The 24,664-nt window shown below is 62.1% G+C and carries 19 protein-coding genes and 2 tRNA genes; 18 read left to right on the top strand and 3 right to left on the bottom strand.

Annotation, left to right across the window (positions count from 1 at the left end; translation table 11 throughout):
* Window positions 1-64: 64 nt before the first annotated feature.
* Window positions 65-1,735 carry a DNA repair protein RecN gene (gene recN, locus OW493_RS07135; protein ID WP_077379980.1) on the bottom strand — a complete coding sequence of 557 codons (1,671 nt, stop codon included), beginning with the start codon at window positions 1,733-1,735 and terminating at the stop codon, window positions 65-67.
* Window positions 1,736-2,099: 364 nt separating this feature from the next.
* On the opposite strand from recN, the gene grpE reads away from it, so the two are divergent.
* The 3 genes from grpE (at window position 2,100) to dnaJ (ending at window position 6,185) form a co-directional block, all read left to right on the top strand.
* Window positions 2,100-2,729 (top strand): nucleotide exchange factor GrpE, encoded by a 630-nt coding sequence (gene grpE / locus OW493_RS07130; protein WP_077379514.1) that lies wholly within the window; start codon window positions 2,100-2,102, stop codon window positions 2,727-2,729.
* Between the two features lie 216 nt (window positions 2,730-2,945).
* A complete protein-coding gene (gene dnaK / locus OW493_RS07125; RefSeq protein ID WP_077379512.1) occupies window positions 2,946-4,868 on the top strand; it encodes a molecular chaperone DnaK in 1,923 nt (640 codons plus the stop codon).
* Between the two features lie 168 nt (window positions 4,869-5,036).
* Window positions 5,037-6,185, top strand: coding sequence for a molecular chaperone DnaJ (gene dnaJ, locus OW493_RS07120; RefSeq protein ID WP_077379510.1), 1,149 nt, complete (start codon window positions 5,037-5,039; stop codon window positions 6,183-6,185).
* A gap of 133 nt (window positions 6,186-6,318) precedes the next feature.
* Here the strand turns inward: dnaJ and OW493_RS07115 are convergent, their stop codons facing one another.
* Window positions 6,319-7,344 carry an esterase-like activity of phytase family protein gene (locus OW493_RS07115; protein WP_077379508.1) on the bottom strand — a complete coding sequence of 342 codons (1,026 nt, stop codon included), beginning with the start codon at window positions 7,342-7,344 and terminating at the stop codon, window positions 6,319-6,321.
* A gap of 210 nt (window positions 7,345-7,554) precedes the next feature.
* Between OW493_RS07115 and dapB the strand changes: the two genes are divergently transcribed.
* The 5 genes from dapB to OW493_RS07090 all read left to right on the top strand — a co-directional run bounded on the left by dapB (window position 7,555) and on the right by OW493_RS07090 (window position 14,432).
* Window positions 7,555-8,361, top strand: coding sequence for a 4-hydroxy-tetrahydrodipicolinate reductase (gene dapB, locus OW493_RS07110; RefSeq protein WP_084209490.1), 807 nt, complete (start codon window positions 7,555-7,557; stop codon window positions 8,359-8,361).
* Window positions 8,362-8,937: 576 nt separating this feature from the next.
* Window positions 8,938-10,083, top strand: coding sequence for a glutamine-hydrolyzing carbamoyl-phosphate synthase small subunit (gene carA / locus OW493_RS07105; protein WP_174775661.1), 1,146 nt, complete (start codon window positions 8,938-8,940; stop codon window positions 10,081-10,083).
* Between the two features lie 67 nt (window positions 10,084-10,150).
* The gene (carB, locus tag OW493_RS07100) at window positions 10,151-13,381 is read left to right on the top strand and encodes a carbamoyl-phosphate synthase large subunit (RefSeq protein ID WP_289863730.1); all 3,231 of its coding nucleotides are present in this window, start codon (window positions 10,151-10,153) and stop codon (window positions 13,379-13,381) included.
* The gene (greA, locus tag OW493_RS07095; RefSeq protein WP_077379500.1) at window positions 13,378-13,854 is read left to right on the top strand and encodes a transcription elongation factor GreA; all 477 of its coding nucleotides are present in this window, start codon (window positions 13,378-13,380) and stop codon (window positions 13,852-13,854) included. The genes carB and greA overlap by 4 nt, the downstream gene beginning before the upstream one ends.
* Before the next feature lie 125 nt (window positions 13,855-13,979).
* Window positions 13,980-14,432, top strand: coding sequence for a hypothetical protein (locus tag OW493_RS07090; protein WP_084209487.1), 453 nt, complete (start codon window positions 13,980-13,982; stop codon window positions 14,430-14,432).
* Window positions 14,433-14,538: 106 nt separating this feature from the next.
* Here the strand turns inward: OW493_RS07090 and yhbY are convergent, their stop codons facing one another.
* On the bottom strand, window positions 14,539-14,853 hold the full coding sequence (gene yhbY, locus OW493_RS07085) for a ribosome assembly RNA-binding protein YhbY (RefSeq protein WP_077379496.1): 315 nt from the start codon (window positions 14,851-14,853) through the stop codon (window positions 14,539-14,541).
* 254 nt (window positions 14,854-15,107) lie between these two features.
* Between yhbY and rlmE the strand changes: the two genes are divergently transcribed.
* From rlmE to nusA, 10 genes are all read left to right on the top strand, one after another.
* Window positions 15,108-15,758: a 23S rRNA (uridine(2552)-2'-O)-methyltransferase RlmE gene (rlmE, locus tag OW493_RS07080; protein WP_289863829.1), complete on the top strand. Its 651-nt coding sequence runs from the start codon at window positions 15,108-15,110 to the stop codon at window positions 15,756-15,758.
* A gap of 449 nt (window positions 15,759-16,207) precedes the next feature.
* Window positions 16,208-18,211 carry an ATP-dependent zinc metalloprotease FtsH gene (gene ftsH / locus OW493_RS07075; RefSeq protein WP_289863728.1) on the top strand — a complete coding sequence of 668 codons (2,004 nt, stop codon included), beginning with the start codon at window positions 16,208-16,210 and terminating at the stop codon, window positions 18,209-18,211.
* Between the two features lie 441 nt (window positions 18,212-18,652).
* Window positions 18,653-19,495, top strand: a complete 843-nt coding sequence (gene folP, locus OW493_RS07070; protein WP_240499765.1) for a dihydropteroate synthase — start codon at window positions 18,653-18,655, stop codon at window positions 19,493-19,495.
* Window positions 19,492-20,844 (top strand): phosphoglucosamine mutase, encoded by a 1,353-nt coding sequence (gene glmM / locus OW493_RS07065; protein WP_289863727.1) that lies wholly within the window; start codon window positions 19,492-19,494, stop codon window positions 20,842-20,844. The genes folP and glmM overlap by 4 nt, the downstream gene beginning before the upstream one ends.
* Before the next feature lie 173 nt (window positions 20,845-21,017).
* Window positions 21,018-21,764 (top strand): triose-phosphate isomerase, encoded by a 747-nt coding sequence (tpiA, locus tag OW493_RS07060; RefSeq protein ID WP_289863726.1) that lies wholly within the window; start codon window positions 21,018-21,020, stop codon window positions 21,762-21,764.
* 5 nt (window positions 21,765-21,769) lie between these two features.
* Entirely contained in the window at window positions 21,770-22,156 is a 387-nt protein-coding gene (gene secG, locus OW493_RS07055) for a preprotein translocase subunit SecG (RefSeq protein ID WP_077379488.1), read from the top strand.
* 63 nt (window positions 22,157-22,219) lie between these two features.
* Window positions 22,220-22,306 (top strand) — tRNA-Leu (locus OW493_RS07050).
* A 103-nt stretch (window positions 22,307-22,409) separates the two neighbouring features.
* Window positions 22,410-22,486, top strand: a tRNA-Met gene (locus OW493_RS07045).
* A 123-nt stretch (window positions 22,487-22,609) separates the two neighbouring features.
* On the top strand, window positions 22,610-23,068 hold the full coding sequence (gene rimP / locus OW493_RS07040) for a ribosome maturation factor RimP (protein ID WP_077379486.1): 459 nt from the start codon (window positions 22,610-22,612) through the stop codon (window positions 23,066-23,068).
* A gap of 76 nt (window positions 23,069-23,144) precedes the next feature.
* Window positions 23,145-24,638, top strand: a complete 1,494-nt coding sequence (nusA, locus tag OW493_RS07035) for a transcription termination factor NusA (RefSeq protein ID WP_289863725.1) — start codon at window positions 23,145-23,147, stop codon at window positions 24,636-24,638.
* The last annotated feature ends 26 nt before the right edge of the window (window positions 24,639-24,664 follow it).

The following is a 24,664-nucleotide window of genomic DNA, read 5'->3' as shown; positions in this document are numbered from 1 at the left end:
TGGCGTTCGAACTGCCAGGAGGTTCATTGGACGAATGGACGTCGGGAAGGCGGCCTGTCGGGGCTCAGTGACGGCTGTCCGCCGCGCTGAGCATCTCGCGAGCGTGTGCCAGGGTCTGCTCGGACAGGTGAATGCCGCCCAGCATGCGTGCCAGTTCCCGCACGCGGCCACTCTCGTCCAGCAGTGCCATGTGGGTACGTGTGGTGTTCTTCTCTGCCTGCTTCTCGATATGCAGATGTTGATGCGCCTGGGCCGCGACCTGAGGCAGGTGGGTGACGGTCAGCACCTGACCCTTGTCGCCCAGTCGGCGCAGCAGCTGACCGACGATCTCGGCGGTCGCACCGGAGATGCCGACATCCACTTCATCGAAGACCAGGCTGGGAATGGTCGAGCGACTGGCGGCCACCACCTGAATGGCCAGCGAGACGCGGGACAGTTCACCGCCCGAAGCGACCTTGGCCAGCGCCCGCGGCGGCTGCCCCGGGTTGGCACTGATGCGGAAGTGGATGCGCTCCATGCCTTCGGGTTGCGGGCGCTCGCGTGGCTCGACGGCAACCTCGAACGTCGCCTTGCCCATGCCGAGGAAGGCCAGTTGATCCTGGATGTCGCTGGCCAGCTGGGGGGCGGCAGCGGCTCGTGACGTACCGACCTCAGTAGCCAGGATCTTCCAGGCATCCCGGCGGGCCGCCACTTCCTGACGCAGGGCCTCGATGGCCTCCTCGTCACCCCCGAGCCCTTCCAGCTCCTCGCTCAGTCGCTGGTGCAGGCCATGCAGCTCCTCGGGCAAGACATGATGCTTGCGGGCGATCTGGTGGATGCGCCCAAGGCGCTCATCGACGAAGGCCAGGCGCTCCGGGTCGAGTTCGGTGACTTCGACGAAGCGGTTCAGCTCGCGTGCCGCTTCTTCTATCTGGATGCGTGCCTCTTCCAGCATGCCCAGTGCGCTGGCCAGCGAACCCTGCTCGCTGCCCGGCAGGTGTGTCAGTCGCGCCACGGCCTGATTGAGGCGCGCGAGGGCGCCTTCATCATCATGATCGCAGCACTCGGCGGCGGCCTGCGCCTCGCTGAGAATCTGTTCGGCATTGGCCAGGGTTTCCTGCTCTTGCTCCAGTGCCTCCAGCTCGCCCTCGCTGAGTGCCAGCTCATCAAGCTCCTCGACCTGATAGCGCAACAGCTGGCGACGAGCGCGTACCTCGTCGCCATCATTGCTCATGCGCTTGAGGCGGCGATGTGCCTCCTGCCAGTGGCGGAAGTCCTCGCGCAGCTGCGTGACCTGCGTCTCGATCCCGGCGTACTCGTCGAGCTGACGCAGGTGCGTCTCTTCCTTCAGCAGCGAGTGGTGGGCGTGCTGGGAATGGATGTCGATCAGGTGCTCACCCAGTTCCCGCAGGTCCGCGATGGTGCAGGGGGTGCCGTTGATCCAGGCCTTCGAGCGTCCGCTGGCGGTGATCACCCGGCGCAGCAGGCAGTCGTCGCTGCCCAGCTCGCGTTCGTCCAGCCACTCGCGCGCGTCGCTGAGGCTTGTGATATCGAAGCGTGCGATGAGATCCGCGCGATCCGCGCCGTGTCGCACGCTGCCAGCATCGGCACGTTCGCCCAGGCACAGGCCGAGTGCACCGAGCAGGATGGACTTGCCGGCACCCGTCTCGCCGGTGATGGCGGTCATGCCGCGGCGAAAATCGAGTTCCAGTGTCTCGACGATGGCGAAATCTTGAATGGCGAGCTGTAGCAGCATGACTACCTCCGAAGGGAAGCTGGGGCGTACGCCGTGCCGATCATTGCCCGTTTCGGGGGTGACTACGGAGTCGCCATACAGGATGTACATACAGTGTATATGGCTTTTTATACAGCACGCTCCGTCGGCCTTCAATCCATGCCGGACTCAGCTGGCAGAAAAGCCGCATCGAAGGCTTGAGAAGCCGAGTGCCGGCCCCATATAAAGGCCCTGACACTCATCGTCGGCAGCAATGGCGCGGCCTTGCTGCCCTACAGGCAACTCATGGCCTGTCTTCAGGGGCTTGCCATCGTCGTCTCGAGGCAGGCTCCGCAGGCCACGAACAGGGCAATGGCGCACAGACGTCGGCCCGCAGGAGAACAGCATGGCTCAGGATCCGCAGACCCCGATGGATGAAGAACTTCAGCGTGCCGCTCGCGACGCCGAGCCGCAGCCGGAAACTCCGGAAGGCGAAGTGATTGAAGACATACTGGATGCCACCGATGTCGCCGCCGAAAGCGAAGGTGAGCTGATCGACAATCCGGAAGCCGAGATGCTGGCCGCTCAGGTCGAGGAACTCGAGCAGGCGGTGAAGGAGGCGAAGGACCAGGCGCTGCGTTCAGCTGCCGAGGCGCAGAACGCGCGCCGTCGCGCCGAACAGGATGCCGAGAAGGCTCGCAAGTTCGCGCTGGAGAAGTTCGTCAAGGAAATGCTGCCGGTGGTGGACTCGCTCGAGAAGGCGCTTGAGTCCATGAGCGACGACGAGGCAGCCAAGGCACATGTCGAAGGTATCGAGATGACCTTGAAAATGCAGCTGGATGCCCTGAACAAGTCAGGCGTCGAGCAGCTGGACCCGCACGGCGAGCCCTTCGACCCGGAATACCATCAGGCGGTCGCCATGGTGCCATCTCCGGATGCCGAGCCGAACAGCGTCATCGACGTGATGCAGAAGGGCTACACCCTCAATGGTCGCCTGGTGCGTCCGGCGATGGTCGCGGTCAGCAAGGCCAACTGAGGCCCTGCGGGGTCGAGTGGCCATGAGGGCATGTGTCGTGATGGCACATGCCCGCCCTGCGGGGCTTCAAGGAGGATCAGGGCGGCAAAAAATGCCAGCACACCCTTGAAAGCCTGACGCGCGACCCCACTTATTGAAGCAAGTTCAGGTGCCGACACAAGGTACCGACAACCAGACTCATCTTTCAGGCTAGCAACAGATTCGAGGTATACGATTATGGGACGCATCATCGGTATTGACTTGGGTACTACCAACTCTTGTGTGGCAGTGCTCGACGGCGACAAGACCAAGGTCATCGAAAACGCTGAAGGTGGCCGCACCACGCCGTCCATCATCGCCTACACCGACGACAACGAGATCCTTGTTGGTCAGTCGGCCAAGCGTCAGGCAGTGACCAACCCGGAGAACACCCTGTTCGCGGTCAAGCGTCTGATCGGTCGCAAGTTCAAGGATGATGTCGTCCAGAAAGACATCAAGATGGTGCCGTACAAGATCGTCGAAGCCGACAATGGCGATGCCTGGGTCCAGGTGAAGGACAAGAAGATGGCACCGCCGCAGATCAGTGCGGAAATCCTCAAGAAGATGAAGAAGACCGCGGAAGACTACCTCGGTGAAGAAGTCACCGAAGCGGTCATCACCGTGCCGGCCTACTTCAACGACTCCCAGCGTCAGGCGACCAAGGACGCCGGCCGCATCGCGGGTCTCGAGGTCAAGCGCATCATCAACGAGCCGACTGCCGCGGCACTCGCCTACGGCATGGACAAGTCTCGTGGTGACAAGACCATCGCGGTCTACGACCTGGGTGGCGGTACCTTCGATATCTCCATCATCGAAGTCGCGGACGTCGACGGTGAGACCCAGTTCGAAGTGCTCGCCACCAACGGCGACACCTTCCTGGGCGGTGAAGATTTCGACATGCATCTGATCAACTACCTCGTTGACCAGTTCAAGTCCGACAGCGGCATCGACCTGTCCGGCGACAATCTCGCCATGCAGCGTCTGAAGGAAGCTGCCGAGAAGGCCAAGATCGAGCTGTCCAGCGCTCAGCAGACCGACGTGAACCTGCCGTACATCACCGCAGACAACACCGGTCCGAAGCACCTGAACGTCAAGGTGACCCGTTCCAAGCTCGAGTCGCTGGTCGATGAGCTGGTCGCTCGCTCCCTGAAGCCGTGCCAGACCGCTCTGGCCGATGCCGGCCTGTCCGCTTCCGAGATCGACGATGTCATCCTGGTCGGTGGTCAGACTCGCATGCCGCTGGTGCAGTCCAAGGTCGCTGAATTCTTCGGCAAGGAAGCGCGCAAGGACGTCAACCCGGATGAAGCGGTCGCCGTCGGCGCCGGTATCCAGGGTGGCGTGCTGGGTGGCGACGTCAAGGACGTGCTGCTGCTGGACGTGACGCCGCTGACGCTGGGCATCGAGACCATGGGTGGCGTGCTGACTCCGCTGATCGAGAAGAACACCACCATCCCGACCAAGAAGTCTCAGGTGTTCTCCACCGCTGACGACAACCAGGGCGCGGTGACCATCCACGTCCTGCAGGGTGAGCGCAAGCAGGCGGCACAGAACAAGTCCCTGGGTCGTTTCGACCTGGCCGACATTCCGCCGGCCCCGCGTGGTGTGCCGCAGATCGAAGTCGCCTTCGATCTGGATGCCAACGGTATCCTGAACGTGTCCGCCAAGGACAAGGCCACCGGCAAGGAACAGTCCATCGTCATCAAGTCTTCCGGCGGCCTGTCCGACGAAGAGATCGAACAGATGGTGCGTGACGCGGAAGCCAACGCCGACGAGGACAAGAAGTTCGAGGAAATGGTCCAGCTGCGCAATCAGGCCGATGGCATGATCCACGCGACCAGAAAGACCCTGACCGAAGCCGGTGACAAGGCCGAAGCCAGCGAGAAGGAAGCCATCGAGACGGCGATCTCCGAGCTGGAAGAAGCCCTGAAAGGCGATGACAAGGACGCGATCCAGGCCAAGCTGGATGCGCTGACCGAAGCCTCCGGCAACCTGGCGCAGAAGATGTACGCCGAGCAGGGTGCCCAGGGTGAGCAGGCTGGCGACGGTCAGGCTGACAAGAAGCAAGACGACGACGTGGTTGACGCCGAGTACGAGGAAGTCAACGACGACAAGAAGTCCTGAGGGATCTCTTGAACGACGTCTGATGACAGCGCGGGAGCCTTGCGAAGGTGTCCCGCGTTGTCGTTTGCACCGGTAGCGTATCGCGTGGGCGCACGCTGTCGGTGACAGCCGATATCCCAGAACAGACAGGCAGCCTTGGGCTGCCAGCAATCCAGGCGGACCTGATCCATGTCCAAGCGTGATTATTACGAAGTGCTTGGTGTCGAGCGTGGCGCCGACACCAAGGACATCAAGAAGGCGTACCGACGCCTGGCTCAGAAGCATCACCCTGACCGCAATCCGGATGATGAGGCCTCGGCGGAGAAGTTCCGCGAAGTGTCGGAAGCCTATGAAGTGCTGTCCGATGCGGACAAGCGCGCGGCCTATGACCAGTTCGGTCATGCCGGTGTCGACGGCCAGGGCGGCGGTGGCTTCGGCGGCGGTGGCTTTGGTGGTGGTGCCGGTGGCTTCGGCGACGTGTTCGGCGATGTCTTCGGTGACATCTTCGGTGGCGGCGGTGGTCGTCGCAATCCGAACGCTCCTCAGCGTGGCAGCGACCTGCGCTACAACCTTGATCTCGATCTGGAATCGGCGGTCGCCGGTACCACGGTCGACATCCGCGTGCCGCGTCTGGCTGCCTGTGGTCACTGTGATGGTGACGGCGCCGAGCCGGGTTCCACCAAGGAAACCTGCCCGACCTGCAACGGCATGGGCAAGGTGCGCATGCAGCAGGGCTTCTTCGCGGTCGAGCAGGCATGTCCGACCTGCCACGGGCGTGGCGAGAAGATCAGCGTACCGTGCCGCAAGTGTCACGGCGAAGGCCGCGTGCAGGAATCCAAGACCCTCTCGGTCAAGATTCCGCCGGGCGTCGACACCGGTGACCGTATCCGCCTGAACGGCGAAGGCGAGGGCGGTGTCAACGGCGGGCCGTCAGGTGATCTGTATGTCCAGGTCAATCTGCGCGAGCACGAGATCTTCAAGCGTGATGGGCGTCACCTGCAGTGTGAAGTGCCGATCAGCTTCGTGGATGCAGCGCTCGGTGGTGAGCTCAACGTCCCGACGCTGGATGGTCGTGTCGTGCTCAAGATTCCGGCCGAGACCCAGACGGGCAAGTTGTTCCGACTGCGCGGCAAGGGCGTCAAGCCGGTGCGTGGTGGCCCTGCCGGCGATCTGCTGTGCAAGGTGGTCATCGAGACACCTGTCAGCCTGAACGAAGAGCAGAAGGAGCTGCTGCGCCAGTTCCAGCAGAGTCTTGGCGATACCGGCAAGAGCCACTCGCCGAAGGAGAACAGCTTCTTCGATGGCGTGAAGAAGTTCTTCGAGGATATGAAGCCCTAGGCTGCGTCTTCGTTCTCCTCCGCGCTGGCGGATGCGCAACGCGAAAGCCCCACCCCGATGACTCGGGTGTGGGGCTTTTTCATTGTCAGGGCTCGCCTGACATGTCATCAGCGATGCGCTGTCAGGCGATGTTTCACTCTTGAGAGGCTGGCGTGAAGGCCTCGGGCTCGATCACCGCGAAACAGCTCAGCAGCGTGGTCTGGAAGCTGCTGAAGTTGTCATCCGAGACCATCAGGAAGCGATTGCCCTCCAGGTGCGTGAGCCCTTCGAAGTTGTCCAGTGACCACCCCTCGCCACTCGACAGGCGGGCAAGGGTGCGGACCTCGACGGTCGTCCCCGGCTCTCCCAGATGTGCGCGACGCAGGCTGATGACCAGCGGATAGGGCGGCGAGAAGGCGCGCTCCAGCATCAGGATGTCCCCGTCCGGCAGCATCTCCATGGCGGTCAGGCTCGAGCCCGTGTCGCTGGCCAGGGGGTAGCGCCATTCCTGCTTGCCATCCAGCGTAAACAGGCGCGTGGTGCCTTCGTCCATGCCCTCCGGGGTGGCTTCCAGACCGGCGAGCAGGCCGTACTCGGGGTGCAGGGTCAGCGCCTCCATGCCATTGTTGGGGGCGGCACCGCGTACGCCCACGGGGGTGGCGGGTTCGCTGATCGCCAGTCCGCTGGGCAGGAAGTGCTCGACTCGGGGTTGCTGCTCGAAGCTGATGACCAGACGGGTATCGCCGCGCCGGCCGTTGTGGTCCTTCAGCAGCTGCATGCCTTCGGCATCGCTCAGGGCGCCTTGCAGGGAGATGTCGGTCTCGTCGCGCAGCGTATAGGTCTTGAGTGCCTTGGCACCGACCAGCTCCCCATGGCGGAAGGCCAGGCGCAGACGGTGCAGCCAGCCCCGGTCCGACACGGCGTACAGCAGGGATTCATCCTTGTCCCAGCCGATATCGGACAGGCCGCCGACGGGGGTGCCATCCAGCCACTTGCCTGGCAGCTTGAGGGTGCCGCACCACTGGATCTCCGGCAGCTGGCTCATCTGCTCCGGCGAGGCCAGCGAGTAGGGGCGCGGGTGAACGCCACAGGCACTCAGCAGGCCGGCAACTGCCGTGGCAAGGGTCGCGAGGCGCAGCAGGCGCCAATGACGAATGGCATAACGATGAAGTAGCGACATGCTGACTCCGGGAACTGAGCGGTGAAGAGGGAGTGGCGTGGACGGGCAGGAACTCAGTCTCCCGCTACTCTAGCGCGTAACGAGGGCAAATACATGACGTCAGCCAACGCTGCAGGCGGCTGATATACTCGCGGGGACAGCACAGGTGGCACACCCTCATCATCGCCGTGGGGTGGCTGCCCTCAAGACCCACAACAGGCAGGAGTCAGCATGACCCGTATCGCAATCATGGGCGTCGCCGGACGCATGGGACGCACGTTGGTCGAGGCCGTCGGTGCCGTGGAAGGCCTGACGCTGACAGCGGGCATCGTCGAGGCCGGCAGCTCCCTGGCAGGTGCCGACATCGGCGAGCTGGCGGGGCAGGGGCGTCTGGGTGTGGTCGCCAGTGACAGTCTGGCCGCCGTGGTGGATGACGTTGATGTCGTGATCGATTTCACCGCGCCGCAGGTGACGCTGGCCAACCTGGCGCTGTGCTCGGAGCACGGCAAGCGCATGGTCATCGGCACGACCGGTTTCAGCCCGGAGCAGCTCGAGCAACTGGATGGCTATCGCGACAGCGTGCCCTTCGTGTTTGCCGCCAACATGAGCTCCGGCGTCAATCTGACGCTGAAGCTGCTGGAAACGGCAGCCCAGGCACTGGGGGATGCGGGGTATGACATCGAGATCATCGAGGCGCACCACCGCCACAAGGTCGATGCCCCCTCCGGCACGGCACTGGCGATGGGCGAGGCGGTGGCACATGCCATCGGTCGTGATCTCGAGACCCACGGTGTCTTTGCACGCGAAGGGCAGTGTGGCCCGCGTACCGACAAGGAAATTGGCTTCGCCACCGTGCGTGCCGGTGACATCGTCGGCGAGCATACCGTGATGTTCGCCACCGAAGGCGAGCGCATCGAGATCACCCACAAGGCCTCAAGCCGCATGACCTTCGCCAAGGGTGCGGCGCGTGCCGCCGAGTGGCTGTCAGCGCGTGGCGTCGGACGCTACGACATGCAGGACGTGCTGGGTCTCAAGTGATGTCCCGTCGGGGGCTCGGGTCGAGAACGCGTCCTGGGCACTCGATTTGCCGCGTTCGAGTGGCTTCCGGGAGCATCGTGGAAGCTGTCACTGCCGACAGGATATTGTCGGTCGGCGGTGATGGATGTTGCACCTTGCGGCGGGAAACGTTCCTGGCAGGTGATTCGGGGGACAGGCTCGCGATCACTCCCGATGCTCCGCAAGCTGACTGCTGTGACGAAACGACCGTATGGTGGGCACTGCCGCCCGCTCGCGGTGCAGTCATGGGGTGGTCAGCACCGCAGGATTCGGGTAATCTCTACCCAATTTGGCCGCACTCTTGGGGCCGCTGTGACAAGCAATATTCCGAAGAATGATAACAAGCGGGATGAAGCCTGATTTTTCGGTTTCGTCCCGCTTTTTTGCAGCCTGAATTTGCCGCTTCCGGCGAGCGCTCCTCACATGGGGAAGGCGCGTGGGAAGAGTGGCAGCGGGACCCAGACTCGGCGTCAGCCGAGTACGACAATCAAGCAGCATGTCCGGTGTTCGACCGCGGATTCCGGGCAGGAAAGTGGACACTTAGGGGAGGACGTTGCGTTGATCAAACCCGCGATACTGGCCTTGGAAGACGGCAGTGTATTTCACGGCAGCGCCATCGGCGCTGATGGGCAGACCAGTGGCGAGGTGGTGTTCAACACTGCCATGACCGGCTACCAGGAAATCCTGACCGATCCCTCCTACACCCGACAGATCGTCACTCTGACGTATCCGCACATCGGCAATACCGGCATCAACGACGAGGACAACGAGTCCGATCATGTCGCGGCCGCCGGCCTGGTCATCCGCGACCTCCCGCTGCTGGCCAGCAACTTCCGCTCCACTCGCTCTCTCGATCAGTACCTGCGTGACGAGAATGTCGTCGGCATCGCGGATATCGACACGCGTCGTTTGACGCGCATCCTGCGCGAGAAGGGCTCGCTGAACGGCGCCATTCTCGCCGGTGAGGATGCTCAGGGAGATGACGCCGTCGAGCGTGCGCTGGAAGCCGCTCGTGCCTTCCCTGGCCTCAAGGGCATGGACCTGGCCAAGGAAGTCTCCTGCCGCGAGTCATTCGAGTGGCACGAAGGCGAATGGACCCTGGGAGAAGGCTACGCCGACACCCGTGAGTCAGAGCGCCCCTTCCACGTGGTCGCCTACGACTACGGCGTCAAGCACAACATCCTGCGCATGCTGGCATCGCGTGGCTGCCGTCTGACCGTCGTGCCGGCGCAGACGCCTGCCGCCGAGGTGCTGGCGCTCAACCCGGATGGCATCTTCCTGTCCAACGGTCCGGGCGACCCCGAACCCTGCGACTACGCCATCACCGCGATTCGTGAAGTGCTCGAGACCGAGACGCCGGTCTTCGGTATCTGCCTCGGTCACCAGCTGCTGGCCCTGGCCTCCGGTGCGAGCACGGTCAAGATGGGCCACGGTCACCATGGTGCCAACCACCCGGTGCAGGATCTCGACAGTGGTGTGGTGATGATCACCAGTCAGAACCATGGCTTCGCGGTGGATGAAGCCGGTATGCCGAGCCATCTGCGCGCGACCCACAAGTCGCTGTTCGACGGCAGTCTGCAGGGCATCGAGCGCACCGACCGTCCGGCCTTTAGCTTCCAGGGTCACCCGGAAGCCAGCCCCGGCCCGCAGGACGTCGCCCCGCTGTTCGATCGTTTCATCGAGATGATGCGCGCGCGACGCTGAGCCGAGCGCAGGCCCGAGGGCCTGATCCATCGTTGAGTTCAGTCACCAGATCATTGCGGGAAGAGACATGCCGAAACGTACAGACCTGAAAAGCATCCTGATCATCGGCGCCGGCCCCATCGTCATCGGCCAGGCGTGCGAGTTCGACTATTCCGGCGCACAGGCCTGCAAGGCCCTGCGTGAAGAGGGTTACCGGGTCATCCTGGTCAACTCCAACCCGGCCACCATCATGACCGACCCGGTGATGGCCGACGCGACCTACATCGAGCCGATCACCTGGGAGACCGTGGCGCGCATCATCGAGAAGGAGCGTCCGGACGCCATCCTGCCGACCATGGGTGGCCAGACCGCACTGAACTGTGCACTGGCCCTGGAGCGCGAAGGCGTGCTCGAGAAATTCGGCGTCGAGATGATCGGTGCCAACGCCGATACCATCGACAAGGCCGAAGACCGTGATCGCTTCGACAAGGCGATGAAGAAGATCGGCCTGGCGTGCCCGAAGGCCAAGGTCGCACACTCCATGGAAGAGGCCTGGGAAATCCAGGCCGAGCTGGGCTTCCCGTCCATCATCCGTCCCAGCTTCACCATGGGCGGTTCCGGCGGCGGCGTGGCGTACAACCGTGAAGAATTCGAAGAGATCTGCCATCGCGGTTTCGAGCTGTCGCCGACCCGTGAGCTGTTGATCGACGAATCGCTGCTGGGCTGGAAGGAATACGAGATGGAGGTCGTTCGTGACAAGAACGACAACTGCATCATCGTGTGTGCCATCGAGAACTTCGACCCGATGGGCGTGCATACCGGTGACTCCATCACTGTCGCCCCGGCACAGACCCTGACCGACAAGGAATACCAGCTGATGCGTGATGCATCGCTGGCCGTCCTGCGCGAGATCGGTGTCGAGACCGGTGGCTCCAACGTCCAGTTCGGCATCTGCCCGGACACCGGTCGCATGGTCGTGATCGAGATGAACCCGCGCGTGTCGCGCTCCTCTGCGCTGGCCTCCAAGGCGACCGGTTTCCCGATCGCCAAGATCGCCGCCAAGCTGGCCATCGGGTATACCCTGGACGAGCTGCAGAACGACATCACCGGTGGCAAGACGCCGGCGTCCTTCGAGCCGTCCATCGACTATGTCGTCACCAAGATTCCGCGCTTCACCTTCGAGAAGTTCCCGCAGGCCAATGACCGTCTGACCACGCAGATGAAGTCGGTCGGCGAAGTCATGGCCATCGGTCGTACCTTCCAGGAATCCCTGCAGAAGGCACTGCGTGGCATGGAGACCGGTGTCGATGGTCTCGATTCCATCGTGGCCGACTACGGCGACGAGAACATGGCGCGCATCAAGGGCGAGCTGCAGGCCGCCGGTGCTGAGCGTATCTTCTACATCGCCGACGCCATGCGTGCCGGCCTTGGCATCGAAGAGATCTTCCGTCTCACCAACATCGACCGCTGGTACCTGGTGCAGCTGGCCGACCTGATCGCTCAGGAAGGCGAAGTGGCGGCAAGTTCTCTGGGCGAGATGGATGCCAATCGTCTGTTCCGTCTCAAGCGCAAGGGCTTCAGTGATGCCCGTCTGGCGCGCCTGATGGGCGTGTCCGAGAAGGCCTTCCGCAAGCATCGTCAGCAGCAGGGCATCCGCCCGGTCTACAAGCGTGTCGATACCTGTGCCGCGGAGTTCGCTTCCGACACCGCCTACATGTACTCCACCTACGAGGAGGAGTGTGAGGCCGAGGTCAGCGACAAGAAGAAGATCATGGTGCTGGGCGGTGGTCCGAACCGCATCGGTCAGGGCATCGAGTTCGACTACTGCTGCGTCCACGCCTCCCTCGCCATGCGCGCGGACGGCTACGAGACCATCATGGTCAACTGCAACCCGGAAACCGTGTCCACCGACTACGATACCTCCGATCGCCTCTACTTCGAGCCGGTGACGCTGGAAGACGTGCTGGAGATCGCCGACAAGGAACAGCCTGTCGGTGTCATCGTCCAGTTCGGCGGTCAGACGCCGCTGAAGCTGGCCCGTGAGCTCGAGGCCGCCGGTGTGCCGATCATCGGTACCACGCCGGACGCCATCGATCGCGCCGAAGACCGCGAACGTTTCCAGCAGATGATCGAGAAGCTCGGTCTCATCCAGCCGGAAAACGCCACCGCACGCAGCTTCGAGGAGGCCTTCGTCAAGGCCGAAACCATCGGCTACCCGCTGGTGGTGCGTCCGAGCTACGTGCTGGGCGGCCGCGCGATGGAAATCGTCTACTCCGCCTCCGAGCTCGAGAACTACATGACCCACGCGGTCAAGGTCTCCAATGACTCGCCGGTGCTGCTGGATCACTTCCTGAATGCCGCCATCGAGGTCGACATCGACGCGGTGTCCGACGGCAAGCAGGTCGTGATCGGCGCCATCATGCAGCACATCGAGCAGGCTGGTATCCACTCCGGTGACTCGGCGTGCGCACTGCCGCCTTACTCGCTGCCGGCAGACGTCCAGGAAGAGATGCGTGAGCAGGTCAAGCGCATGGCGCTGGAGCTCAACGTCGTCGGTCTGATGAACGTTCAGCTGGCCTGGCAGGATGGCGTGATCTATGTCATCGAGGTCAACCCGCGTGCCTCGCGTACCGTGCCGTTCGTCTCCAAGTGCATCGGCCAGTCACTGGCGCAGATCGCCGCGCGTTGCATGGCCGGCCAGACCCTGGAAGAGATCGGTTTCACCCAGGAAATCGTGCCGACCTTCTACAGTGTCAAGGAAGCGGTGCTGCCGTTCGCCAAGTTCCCGGGTGTCGATCCGATCCTGTCACCGGAGATGAAGTCCACCGGTGAAGTGATGGGCTCTGGCGATACCTTCGCCGAGGCCTTCTACAAGGCGCAGCTGGGCGCCGGGGAAGCCATCCCGACATTGACGGGCGATCGCAAGGCGTTCCTGTCCGTGCGCGAGTTCGACAAGGCGGGCGTTATCGAGGTGGCCCGCTCTCTGGTAACATTGGGCTTTACGCTTTGTGCTACCCGTGGCACGGCAGAGGTGATTGCCGCTGCCGGGCTCGAGGTTGAACCCGTCAACAAGGTGTTCGAGGGGCGGCCGCATATCGTCGACATGATCAAGAACGGCGAGATCGCCTACATCGTCAACACCACTGAGGGACGTCAGGCCATCAATGACTCGTCCGTGATTCGCCGCACTGCGCTGGCGCACAAGGTGCCCTATGCCACGACGCTGGCGGGTGCCAATGCCGTGTGCATGGCGCTCGAGTACGGAAACGATGTCAAGGTCCGTCGTCTCCAGGATCTGCATGCAGGAGTCATGATATGAGTAGAAGTCCGATGACCGTCGAGGGCGAAGATCGCCTGCGCAAGGAGCTCGAGCACCTCAAGGGCACGGAACGCCCCAAGGTCATCGCTGACATCGCGGAAGCACGTGAGCACGGCGATCTCAAGGAGAACGCCGAGTATCACGCCGCGCGTGAGCAACAGGGTTTCATCGAGGGGCGTATCCAGGAGATTGAAGCCAAGCTCTCGATGTCCCAGGTCATCGATGTCACCAAGCTGCCCAAGACAGGCAAGGTGATCTTCGGTACCACGGTTGATCTGATGAACCTCGATGACGACAGCGAAGTGCGCTATCGCATCGTGGGTGAGGATGAGGCCAGCATCAAGGACGGCAAGATCTCCGTTACCTCACCGATCGCGCGTGCGCTGATCGGCAAGGAAGAAGGGGATGTCGTGGTCGTGCGTACCCCGGGTGGCGATGTGGAGTATGAAATCTCCGAAGTGCATCACATCTGAAGCACGTCACATCTGAAGAGCATCGCCTCTGATTCGTCAGATCCTGATGTCGTGACAGCCCTGCCGGTCATCCCGGCAGGGCTGTTTTTTTGCCTGCGGGCACGAAATCCTTCAGGGAGGGAGTAATGGAAGTACAGGGAAGTCAGCCGGAAAAGCGCATCATGGCAACCTCCATGGTGGCCATCTTCATGGTGCTCGGGTTCATGCTGTTCGGGGTGGCATATGTGGTCTCCCAGTCGTTTGCCTATCGGTACACCGGGGACTCGGCGCTATTGACGCCGTCATTGGTCCTGGGGAGTGCCCTGTTGGCGAGGGGAGTTTTCCACTTGGTGGTGCCGCTGGCGCACTTCGGCAATCAGTCGCTTTATCTGCGGCCGTCACCACTCATGGGGTGTCGCAAGATCGAGTATGAGCTGATCGAGGATTTCACCTTCGACAAGAAGACGCTGGTCATCAAGTATCGTGATGCCGGCAGCGGTGAGGGGGAGTCCAGACAGACGACACTCAAGCGTCATCAGGTCACCCAGCGGGCGCTGGACGACATCACCTTTGAGCTGAATCAGCGCGTCAGGTCGTGATTGTCAGTCACAGAAAATAGAAACGCCGCCCTCGATGAGGGCGGCGTTTCTGTCTGCGGCAGGCGTGGCGTGCGAGGTGAGCCTCGTCAGGCCTGGGCCCGGCGGCTTACTTCTCGCTGAAGCGCTGTACGTTGGACAGCTTCGGCTTGGCCTGCGGGTTGCGGCGATACAGCAGGGCGATCTTGCCGATGCTCTGGATCAGGGTCGCGCCGGTTTCGCTGCACAGGTGGCGAGCCACCTCGCCACGGGCTTCGCGATCATTGATCGCCAGCTTCAGCTTGATCAGTTCGTGATCGTGCAGTGCGCGCTCGAGTTCGGTCACGACGCCGTCGGAAAGGCCGTTTTCCGAGACGGTGACGATCGGGTCAAGATGGTGCCCGATGCTGCGAAATGCTTTCTTTTGTGACTGTGACAAGCTCATGGTATCGTAAAGTTTCCCTGTTGGCGTCCGATGGGAGCGGGGAGCGTAGCGAAAGACAGGGTCGACTCCAGGGCTTGAAATCCAGGGGTGTGAACCCGTCTGTTGCGCAGGCAATGTCTGTGCCCGCGGGCGGAACCGCGCGCAGGACCCGCCATTCTACTCCATGACGACGCTCATGACACGACCCGTGCGCAAGCTTGCCACGCCTTTCGTGACGTCGTTATCCCCCCCGCACCATCTCCCGCCAGTATTCGATTTCCCCCGACATTCCAGGTGACAACGTGGCTCACCCCAGCAAGAGCAGCGCTGGCTGGATGAAGGAACACTTTGATGACGCCTATGTCCAGCGCAGCTGGGCCGATGGCTATCGTTCCCGTGCCAGCTACAAACTGATTGAAATCGATGACAAGGACCGCCTGCTCAAGCCGGGCGCTACCGTCATCGACCTAGGTGCCGCCCCCGGTGGTTGGAGCCAGATCGCCGCGGATCGCGTCGGCATGGAAGGCGTGGTCATCGCCTCCGACATCCTTGAGATGGACGCCCTGGCCGGTGTCGATTTCATCCAGGGTGACTTCACCGAAGAGACCGTGCTGAACCAGATTCTGGCCACCTTGGGGGATCGCCCGGTGGATCTCGTGATCTCCGACATGGCACCCAACATGAGCGGCATGAGCGCGATAGATCAGCCTGCCGGCATGTATCTGGTCGAGCTGGCGCTGGATCTGGCGCGCCAGACGCTCAAGCCGGGTGGCAACTTTCTGGTCAAGGTCTTCCAGGGAGAGGGCTTCGATGCCTACCTGAAGGACATGCGTGGCAGCTTCAACAAGGTCGTCACGCGCAAGCCGGAAGCGTCGCGCGCCCGCTCGCGCGAGGTCTACCTGCTTGGGCAGGGGTTCAAGGGCTGACGTTGCCCTCGATGCCAGGCGATCCCGATTTCTGCCCCGGACGACGACTTCATCACCGGTTAAGGCGGCCGATGGCATACTTGGTCAGGCTGGAATCATTGTGCCTCGGTCGAAGTCGTTGTATCTCTGATATAGGCCGACTATCGGCTGAATAGTCCGGTGCCGGCCTTTAAGCAATGGTTGCCGGCCCCCATCTGGTGTAGTGTCGATAGCATTGGGCCTTGAGCACGGAGGGCCGGTAACAGGTTGATGAGATGCCAAGGTCGCATCATCATCGATCGGCAAGCAGAACAACGCAGGCAAGCTTTGAGTGACTCGGTAGGCAAGGCGGCGTGTTGCGTCGTTTGATACCCCGCAGGCACGATCAGATAGCATGGCAGGCCACCACAAGACGGCAGTCGGAGTATTCACGGCATGCCAAGACAGATTCATGCAATGAGGGTGTCCCCTTGAACGACATGGCGAAGAACCTGATTCTCTGGTTGATCATCGCGGCAGTGCTGCTGACGGTGTTCAACAACTTCAGCGTCGATACCTCGCCGCAGGCGATGAACTATTCACAGTTCGTCCAGCAGGTGCAGAACGACCGGATCAAGAGCGTGACCATCGATGGCTACACCATCGAGGGTGAGCGGGCCGATGGCTCCAGCTTTACCACCATCCGGCCGGCGGCGTCCGATCCCAAGCTGATGGATGACCTGCTCTCCAACAAGGTGGAGGTCATCGGCAAGAAGCCTGAGCAGCAGTCGCTGTGGACACGTCTGTTGATTGCCAGCTTCCCGATTCTGATCATCCTGGCCATCTTCATGTTCTTCATGCGCCAGATGCAGGGTGGTGGTGCCGGCAAGGGTGGCCCGATGAGCTTCGGCAAGTCGAAGGCCAAGCTGCTGAGCCAGGATCAGATCAAGACCACCTTCAGCGACGTCGCGGGCTGTGACGAAGCGAAGGAAGAGGTCGAGGAACTGGTCGACTTCCTCAAGGACCCCAGCAAGTTCCAGCGTCTTGGCGGTCAGATTCCGCGTGGCGTGTTGATGGTGGGTCCGCCGGGTACCGGCAAGACCCTGCTCGCCAAGGCGATTGCCGGCGAGGCCAAGGTGCCGTTCTTCAGCATCTCCGGTTCTGACTTCGTCGAGATGTTCGTCGGTGTCGGTGCCTCCCGTGTGCGTGACATGTTCGAGCAGGCCAAGAAGCAGGCGCCGTGCATCATCTTCATCGATGAGATCGACGCCGTCGGCCGCCACCGTGGCTCCGGCATGGGCGGTGGTCACGATGAGCGCGAGCAGACTCTGAACCAGCTGCTGGTCGAGATGGATGGCTTCGAAGCGAATGACGGCATCATCGTCATCGCGGCAACCAACCGTCCAGACGTGCTTGACCCTGCGCTGCTGCGCCCGGGCCGTTTCGACCGCCAGGTCATGGTAGGCCTGCCGGACATCCGTGGCCGCGAGCATATCCTCGGCGTTCACCTGCGCAAGGTGCCGATGGGCGACGACGTGGTGCCGGTCAATATCGCACGGGGTACGCCGGGCTTCTCTGGCGCGGATCTGGCCAACCTGGTCAATGAAGCGGCCCTGTTCGCTGCACGTCGCAACAAGCGCCTGGTCGGCATGGAAGAGCTCGAGCTGGCCAAGGACAAGATCATGATGGGCGCCGAGCGCAAATCGATGGTCATGTCCGAGAAGGAGAAGCGCAACACGGCCTATCACGAGTCCGGTCACGCCATCATCGGTCTGGTGATGCCAGAGCATGATCCGGTCTACAAGGTCTCGATCATTCCGCGAGGCCGTGCGCTGGGTGTGACGATGTTCCTGCCGGAAGAGGATCGCTACAGCTATTCTCGCCAGCAGATCATCAGTCAGATCTGCTCGCTGTTCGGCGGTCGTATCGCCGAAGAGATGACGCTGGGGCCGAATGGTGTCACCACCGGGGCTTCCAACGACATCAAGCGTGCCACCGAGCTTGCCCACAACATGGTCGCCAAATGGGGTCTCTCCAGTGAAATGGGCCCGATCATGTACGATGAGGACGAGTCTCACCAGTTCCTCGGCGGTCCGGGTCAGGGCGGCGGCAAGCTGAAGTCGGGCGACACCACCTCACGTCTCGACAAGGAAGTGCGTCGTATCATCGACGAGTGCTACGCCAAGGCACAGCAGATCCTTGAGGAGAATCGCGACAAGCTGGATGCGATGACCGAGGCGCTGATGACCTACGAGACCATCGATGCCGAGCAGCTGGCCGACATCATGGCAGGGCGTACTCCGCGTCCGCCCAAGGACTGGGGTGGCCCGGCCGGTGGTGGTGACAGTGGTCTCGTCGCACCGGTGGCCGACACGCCGAAAGCTGAGGCGCCTGAGGCCCCCGGGTCTGACAGCGATGACGCAGACACTGACGACGGTGAGGAAGATACGCGCCGCCGTCCGTCAGATCCGCTGGGTGGTCCAAGCGGTCACTGAGCCATGAATCAGCCATCATCGCGCTGACTCTCACAACGCCCGAGCGGACCTTCCGCTCGGGCGTTGTCGTTTTCGGGGCAGACATTCGCGGCGCCCTGGATGCCCCGAGGCGGCTGATGGCAGATGATGTCATCCGCGATCAGGCGTCGGGGTGAGCCGGGTAAGTGTGGGTGAGGCGGTGTGACTCACTATCCTGCGCGGCGTGGCTCAGGTTCCTGGCCCTGATCAGATGATTTGCCTGGGCAGATGGCGTTGCCATCTGCTGACGCCCCATGTGGCGGCCGTTCGACGCCTTGCGCGGCCGATGAGGCCTCTTTAAAGTGGGTGCCCGATTCCTTCTCCGGCAGCCATGATGTTCGTCCTGGCTGCCCGTTTTCTGCATGGGTGATCATGTCGACTTACGCTGATTCACTGCCACGCGAGCCCGTGGTGGGCCATTCAATGGCGCTTGACTGCGGTGGACGCACGCTTGACCTGTCACGCCCGCGTGTCATGGGGATTCTCAATGTGACCCCGGACTCCTTCTCGGATGGTGGGCGCAGCGCGACCTTGGATGCCGCGCTGCGCCATGCCGAGCGGATGCTGGCCGATGGCGCTGCCATCATCGACGTGGGCGGTGAGTCGACCCGCCCGGGGGCGAGCCCTGTCAGTGCGGATGAGGAGCTGGCACGTGTCTGTCCGGTCGTCGAGCGGCTGGTGAGCGAGCTGGGGGCGCTGGTGAGCGTCGATACCAGTACCCCGGAGGTGATGCAGGAAACGGCGCGTCTCGGGGCTGGCATGATCAATGACGTGCGTGCATTGCGTCGTGAGGGCGCCCTTGAGGCGGCCGCACGCAGCGGCCTGCCGGTGTGCCTGATGCACATGCGTGGCGAGCCGGACACCATGCAGCAGGATACCGCCTATGCGCAGTCGATCGAGGATGAGGTCAGTGACTTTCTAGCCGAGCGCATCACCGTCTGTGAGGCCGCAGGGATCGAGCGTTCGCGTCTGTTGCTGGACCCCGGCTTCGGCTTCGGCAAGTCCCTGCAAGACAATCTGCGTCTGTATCACCGCATGGCGCAGCTGCACGAATTCACCCTCCCGCTGCTGATCGGCACCTCTCGCAAGAGCATGATCGGCAATGCGCTCGGGCGCGCGGTAGAGGATAGACTGGCTGGCAATCTGGCGCTGACGGCACTTGCCGTCCGTGAAGGTGCCCGATTGCTACGCGTTCACGACGTGGCCCCGACTGTCGATGCTGTCGACATGACGTGGGCCGTGCTACAGGAAGGCACGATACGATGAGTCGACGTTATTTTGGTACGGATGGTATTCGCGGCACGGTCGGTGAATTCCCGATCACGCCAGACTTCATGCTCAAGCTGGGCTGGGCGGCCGGGCGTGTCTTTGCACGCCATGGCCGCGGCAAGGTACTGATCGGCAAGGACACGCGCATCTCGGGGTACATGTTCGAGTCGGCGCTCGAGTCCGGTCTTTCTGCCGCAGGCGTGGATGTCTCCCTGCTGGGGCCGATGCCGACACCGGGCATCGCCTATCTGACGCGGACCTTCCGCGCGGATGCCGGTATCGTGATCTCGGCCTCGCACAATGCCTATCCGGACAATGGCATCAAGTTCTTCTCCGCGGCCGGCACCAAGCTGGATGATGCGCTGGAAGCCGAGATCGAGGCCGAGCTGGATCGCGATATCGAGATCGTCGGGCCGGATAGCCTCGGCAAGGCCTCGCGCATCCAGGATGCCGCCGGCCGTTACATTGAATTCTGCAAGTCCACCCTGCCGGGCCGTCTGGGCCTGCATGGCATGAAAGTGGTGCTGGATTGCGCGCATGGCGCGACCTACCACATCGCGCCGAATGTCTTCCGTGAGCTGGGCGCCAAGGTCAGCGTCATCGGTGGCGAACCAGATGGTCTGAACATCAACCAGGATGTCGGCTCCACCAACCCGCAGGCACTGCGTGCGGCCGTGATCGAGCAGGGCGCCGATCTTGGCGTGGCCTTCGATGGCGACGGGGACCGTCTGATCCTGGTCGATGCCGATGGCCGGGTCATCGATGGCGATGACATCCTCTACATGATCGCGCGGGATCGTCACGAGCGTGGGGTGCTGGGGGGCGGTGTCGTCGGCACGCTGATGTCCAACTTCGGTCTGGCGGCAGCGCTGGAAGGTCTGGGAATTCCCTTCGAGCGTGCCAAGGTCGGTGACCGCTACGTCATCGAGCGTCTGGAAGCCAATGGCTGGCAGTTGGGGGGGGAATCCTCCGGTCACATCGTCTGCAGCCATATCCAGAGCACCGGCGATGGCATCGTCTCCGCGCTGCAGGTGCTGGCGATCATGGCGCGTGAGGAATGTTCTCTCAGTGAGTTGCTGGTCGGTTTCGAGAAGGCGCCGCAGGCGTTGATCAACGTGCGTCTGACTCCGGGCTGTGACAACCAGGCGCTGATGGCGGCGGATGCCGTCCAGGCCGCGGTAGCGGAAGTGGAAGAGACGCTGAGCAGCGAAGGTCGCGTACTGTTGCGTCCCAGTGGTACCGAGCCACTGATCCGTGTCATGGTCGAGGGGCGGCCGCACTTTGATGTGCAGGCACTGGCCCGTCAGATCGCCTCGGCGGTCGAGGCCAGCATGCAGGCCCGCTGATATCACCCGCGGTCATCAGAATCGACGACAGGCGCCCAGTGCGCCTGTCGTCGATTCTGAGCGTAATGAAAGGCCCGATCGAGCGTGCCTGCAGGGCTTGACAGTTCGCGATGAGGTTGTCAGTCAGGGGCCGCTCCATTACCATCCTCGCACTGCTCATAAGGGAGAAGCACATGCGTACACCGCTGATTGCCGGTAACTGGAAGATGAATGGCGATCTTGCCCTGATCGACGGGTTCGCCGACGCACTGGGGGCCGCAGCGCTGCCCCAGGGTGTTCAGGTGGCGTTGGCATTGCCTTTCCCTTATCTGAGCGCTGCGCGCGAGCGGCTGCCGGCGACGGTCCTGCTGGGCGCCCAGACGTTGAACCCGGCGGAATCAGGCGCCTTCACCGGTGAGGTGGCAGGCAGCATGCTCAAGGATGTGGGCATGACGCTGGTGCTGGTCGGGCACTCCGAGCGTCGCAGCCTGTATGGCGAGGACGATGCTGCCGTGCTTGCACGAGTCAATGCGGCTCTCGCGTCAGGCCTCACGCCGGTACTGTGCATCGGTGAGACACTGGAAGAGCGTGAAGCCGGTGAGTCGGAGCGTGTCGTGCTGGGTCAGCTGGAGGCCGTGTTCTCCGAGCTGTCCGCTGAGGCGCGTGCCCGTCTTGTCGTGGCCTATGAGCCGGTCTGGGCGATCGGTACCGGCCGCACGGCATCGCCTGAGCAGGCGCAAGCCATGCACGCCGCTATCCGTGCACGCCTGGGCGAGTGGTCCGCGTCTCTCGCGGATGCCATGCAATTGCTGTACGGCGGTAGCATGAAAGCTGCCAATGCCGCCGAGCTGCTCGCGCAGCCGGATATCGACGGCGGCCTGGTGGGAGGTGCTTCTCTCCAGGTCGACGAATTCCTAGCCATTTGCCAGTCTGCAGGTTGAATCTCATGCAAGTAGCCGTTCTGATGGTCCATGTGGTACTCGCGGTCGCACTGATCGTGCTCGTCCTTCTCCAGCAGGGCAAGGGTGCCGAAGCTGGCGCTGCCTTCGGTGGTGGTGGTGCTTCCCAGACCGTTTTCGGGTCCAGCGGTAGTGGCAACTTCCTCGCGCGCTTCACCGGCGTGCTGGCAGCAGGCTTCTTCGCGACGTCCCTGACCCTGGCCTGGTTCGCCTCCAATGCCAACCAGACCTCCGTGGAAGCGGGCATCCCGAATGCCACCGTGATCGAGCAGCAGAAAAATTCACTGCCATCACTTGACGACTCCAGTGAAAGTGTGGAGAATACGTCGCCAGTGCTCGAGGAAAGCGGCAACGCAGACCAACCAGTACTCTAAGGAATTCAAGGCATTATCGTTTGAATTCTTCCGGGTAACGTCTCAGGCGATACCCGCCCCCGTGCCGAAGTGGTGGAATTGGTAGACACGCTATCTTGAGGGGGTAGTGACCTTATGGTCGTGGGGGTTCAAGTCCCCCCTTCGGCACCATCCTGTTAGATCGATTGGCAGTCTGGACGCAACTCTGCCACCTTTGAAAGACGTCATTCCTTGACCTCCTTTTACGGTGACATTACCATCGTCCGACTATTGTTGCGGGGTGGAGCAGTCTGGTAGCTCGTCGGGCTCATAACCCGAAGGTCATCGGTTCAAATCCGGTCCCCGCTACCAAGTTTCTTGAAAGGCCCCTTCCTATGAAGGGGCTTTTTGTTAGCACCAGTGCCAATCAGCCACCTAGCTCTCCTCTCTACTCCCGGTCAGGTGCCTGATGCAACTGCTGTAGGAGCCTCGTCTGTGTCAACCAAGGACGCTACGCTTAAAGCGCTTATCGATCCCGTCGTTTCTGCTCTGGGCTTCGAGCTCTGGGGTATCGACTATCTCTCCCAAGGCAAGCAGTCCCGTCTGGTGATCTATATCGACCATTCCGATGGCATTTCCGTGGATGACTGCGCAAGCGTCAGTCGTCAGGTCGGAGCCGTGCTGGATGTCGAGGACCCCATCACGGGCCAGTTCCAGCTTGAAGTTTCATCCCCAGGCATGGATCGTCCGCTGTTCACGCTTGATCAGTACGAGCGCTACATCGGTCATGTGGTGGCACTGCGACTGCGTCAGGCCTTCGATGGCCAGCGCAAGTACCAGGGGCTGGTGACTGGCACCGAAGACGGTGATGTCGTGATCCGGGTCGACGAAGAAGAATACTGCTTTCCGATCGAAAGCATCGACCAGGCACGCATTGTGCCGCAGTTCAAATAACTGACGTTGTCGGCACATTGCTCGCTTGGCGAGCTCGAGTCGATGCGCAAGGACAGGTTTCTGGCGAGGCAAAGTCATGAGCAAAGAGATTCTGCTGGTCGTTGACGCCATCTCCAATGAGAAGGGCGTGCCGCGGGATGTGATTTTCGAGGCCGTCGAGGCGGCACTGGCTTCGGCTTCACGCAAGCGTTTCGATCAGGAAGAGGCGGATATCCGCGTCAAGATCGATCGTGTCACCGGTGATTATGCGACCTTCCGTCGCTGGGCCGTCGTGGAAGACGACGAGTTCGAGACGCCGGACTACGAGATCAAGGCCAGTATCGCCGAACAGCGCGAAGAGCCGCTGGCGCTGGGCGCCGTGGTCGAGCAGCAGATCGAGTCCGAAGCCTTCGGTCGTATCGCTGCCCAGACGGCCAAGCAGGTCATCGTACAGAAGGTGCGCGAAGCCGAGCGTGCCGAAGTCGTTCGCCTGTACGCGGAGCGTGAAGGCGAGCTGGTCGCGGGGATCGTCAAGAAAACGACACGTGACGGCCTGATCATCGACCTGGGCGACAACGCCGAAGGCTTCCTGCCGCGCGGCGAGATGATCCATGGCGAGCGTTACCGCTTGAACGAGCGAGTACGCGCATTGCTCTGGAAGGTTGATACCGAGGCGCGTGGATCCCAGTTGATACTCTCGCGGACGCGTCCGGAGCTGATCATCGAACTGTTCAAGATCGAGGTGCCGGAAATCGCCGAGCAGCTGATCGAGATCAAGGGCGCGGCTCGCGATCCGGGCTCGCGGGCCAAGATTGCGGTCAAGAGCAATGACAAGCGCATCGACCCGATCGGTGCCTGTGTCGGCATGCGCGGCTCGCGTGTGCAGGCCGTGTCAAACGAACTGCGTAATGAACGCGTGGATATCATCCTGTGGGATGACAATCCTGCCCAGTTGGTCATCAACGCCATGGCACCGGCCGATGTCGGCTCCATTCTGGTCGACGAAGACACCCATTCCATGGATGTCGCTGTCGCCGCGGACAATCTGGCACAGGCCATTGGTCGTAGCGGTCAGAACGTGCGCCTGGCCAGTGAGCTGACAGGTTGGTCGCTCAATGTCATGACCGAGGCGGAAGCCGAGGGCAAGCGCGAGCAGGAAATCGACAGCTTTGTCGAATATTTCATCACTCATCTCGAGATTGAAGAGGATCTAGCCCGTGTCCTGGTGGACGAGGGCTTCACCTCACTCGAGGAAATCGCCTATGTCCCGCTCGAGGAAATGCTCGAGGTCGAGGGCTTTGACCAGGATCTGGTCGAGGAGCTGCGCGCTCGGGCCAAGGATGAACTGCTGAATCTCGCCATCGCCACTGAAGAGCAGCTGGACGGCGCACAGCCGGCCGAAGATCTGCTCAACATGGAAGGCATGGAGAGTCATCTGGCATACATCCTGGCCAGCAAGGGTATCGTCACCATGGAAGACCTTGCCGAGCAGGCCATCGATGATCTGAAAGACATCGAAGGCGTCGACGAAGAGCGAGCAGCGGCGTTGATCATGACCGCCCGCGCGCCCTGGTTCGCAAGCGAACAGTAACTAGGTCACGGGCTCAGGAGGGTCGT

Origin of the sequence: Cobetia sp. 14N.309.X.WAT.E.A4, assembly GCF_030397495.1 — a bacterium.
Taxonomy (GTDB): domain Bacteria; phylum Pseudomonadota; class Gammaproteobacteria; order Pseudomonadales; family Halomonadaceae; genus Cobetia; species Cobetia marina.
The sequence above is the reverse complement of the archived record's forward strand: the minus strand, read 5'-3'. Positions and strand labels throughout refer to the sequence as shown.

Coding starts and splice junctions, on each gene's coding strand:
- recN (WP_077379980.1), bottom strand. CDS start 1,735: ATGCTGCTACAGCTCGCCATTCAAGATTTCGCCATCGTCGAGACACTG.
- grpE (WP_077379514.1), top strand. CDS start 2,100: ATGGCTCAGGATCCGCAGACCCCGATGGATGAAGAACTTCAGCGTGCC.
- dnaK (WP_077379512.1), top strand. CDS start 2,946: ATGGGACGCATCATCGGTATTGACTTGGGTACTACCAACTCTTGTGTG.
- dnaJ (WP_077379510.1), top strand. CDS start 5,037: ATGTCCAAGCGTGATTATTACGAAGTGCTTGGTGTCGAGCGTGGCGCC.
- OW493_RS07115 (WP_077379508.1), bottom strand. CDS start 7,344: ATGTCGCTACTTCATCGTTATGCCATTCGTCATTGGCGCCTGCTGCGC.
- dapB (WP_084209490.1), top strand. CDS start 7,555: ATGACCCGTATCGCAATCATGGGCGTCGCCGGACGCATGGGACGCACG.
- carB (WP_289863730.1), top strand. CDS start 10,151: ATGCCGAAACGTACAGACCTGAAAAGCATCCTGATCATCGGCGCCGGC.
- greA (WP_077379500.1), top strand. CDS start 13,378: ATGAGTAGAAGTCCGATGACCGTCGAGGGCGAAGATCGCCTGCGCAAG.
- OW493_RS07090 (WP_084209487.1), top strand. CDS start 13,980: ATGGAAGTACAGGGAAGTCAGCCGGAAAAGCGCATCATGGCAACCTCC.
- yhbY (WP_077379496.1), bottom strand. CDS start 14,853: ATGAGCTTGTCACAGTCACAAAAGAAAGCATTTCGCAGCATCGGGCAC.
- folP (WP_240499765.1), top strand. CDS start 18,653: ATGGCGCTTGACTGCGGTGGACGCACGCTTGACCTGTCACGCCCGCGT.
- glmM (WP_289863727.1), top strand. CDS start 19,492: ATGAGTCGACGTTATTTTGGTACGGATGGTATTCGCGGCACGGTCGGT.
- tpiA (WP_289863726.1), top strand. CDS start 21,018: ATGCGTACACCGCTGATTGCCGGTAACTGGAAGATGAATGGCGATCTT.
- secG (WP_077379488.1), top strand. CDS start 21,770: ATGCAAGTAGCCGTTCTGATGGTCCATGTGGTACTCGCGGTCGCACTG.
- nusA (WP_289863725.1), top strand. CDS start 23,145: ATGAGCAAAGAGATTCTGCTGGTCGTTGACGCCATCTCCAATGAGAAG.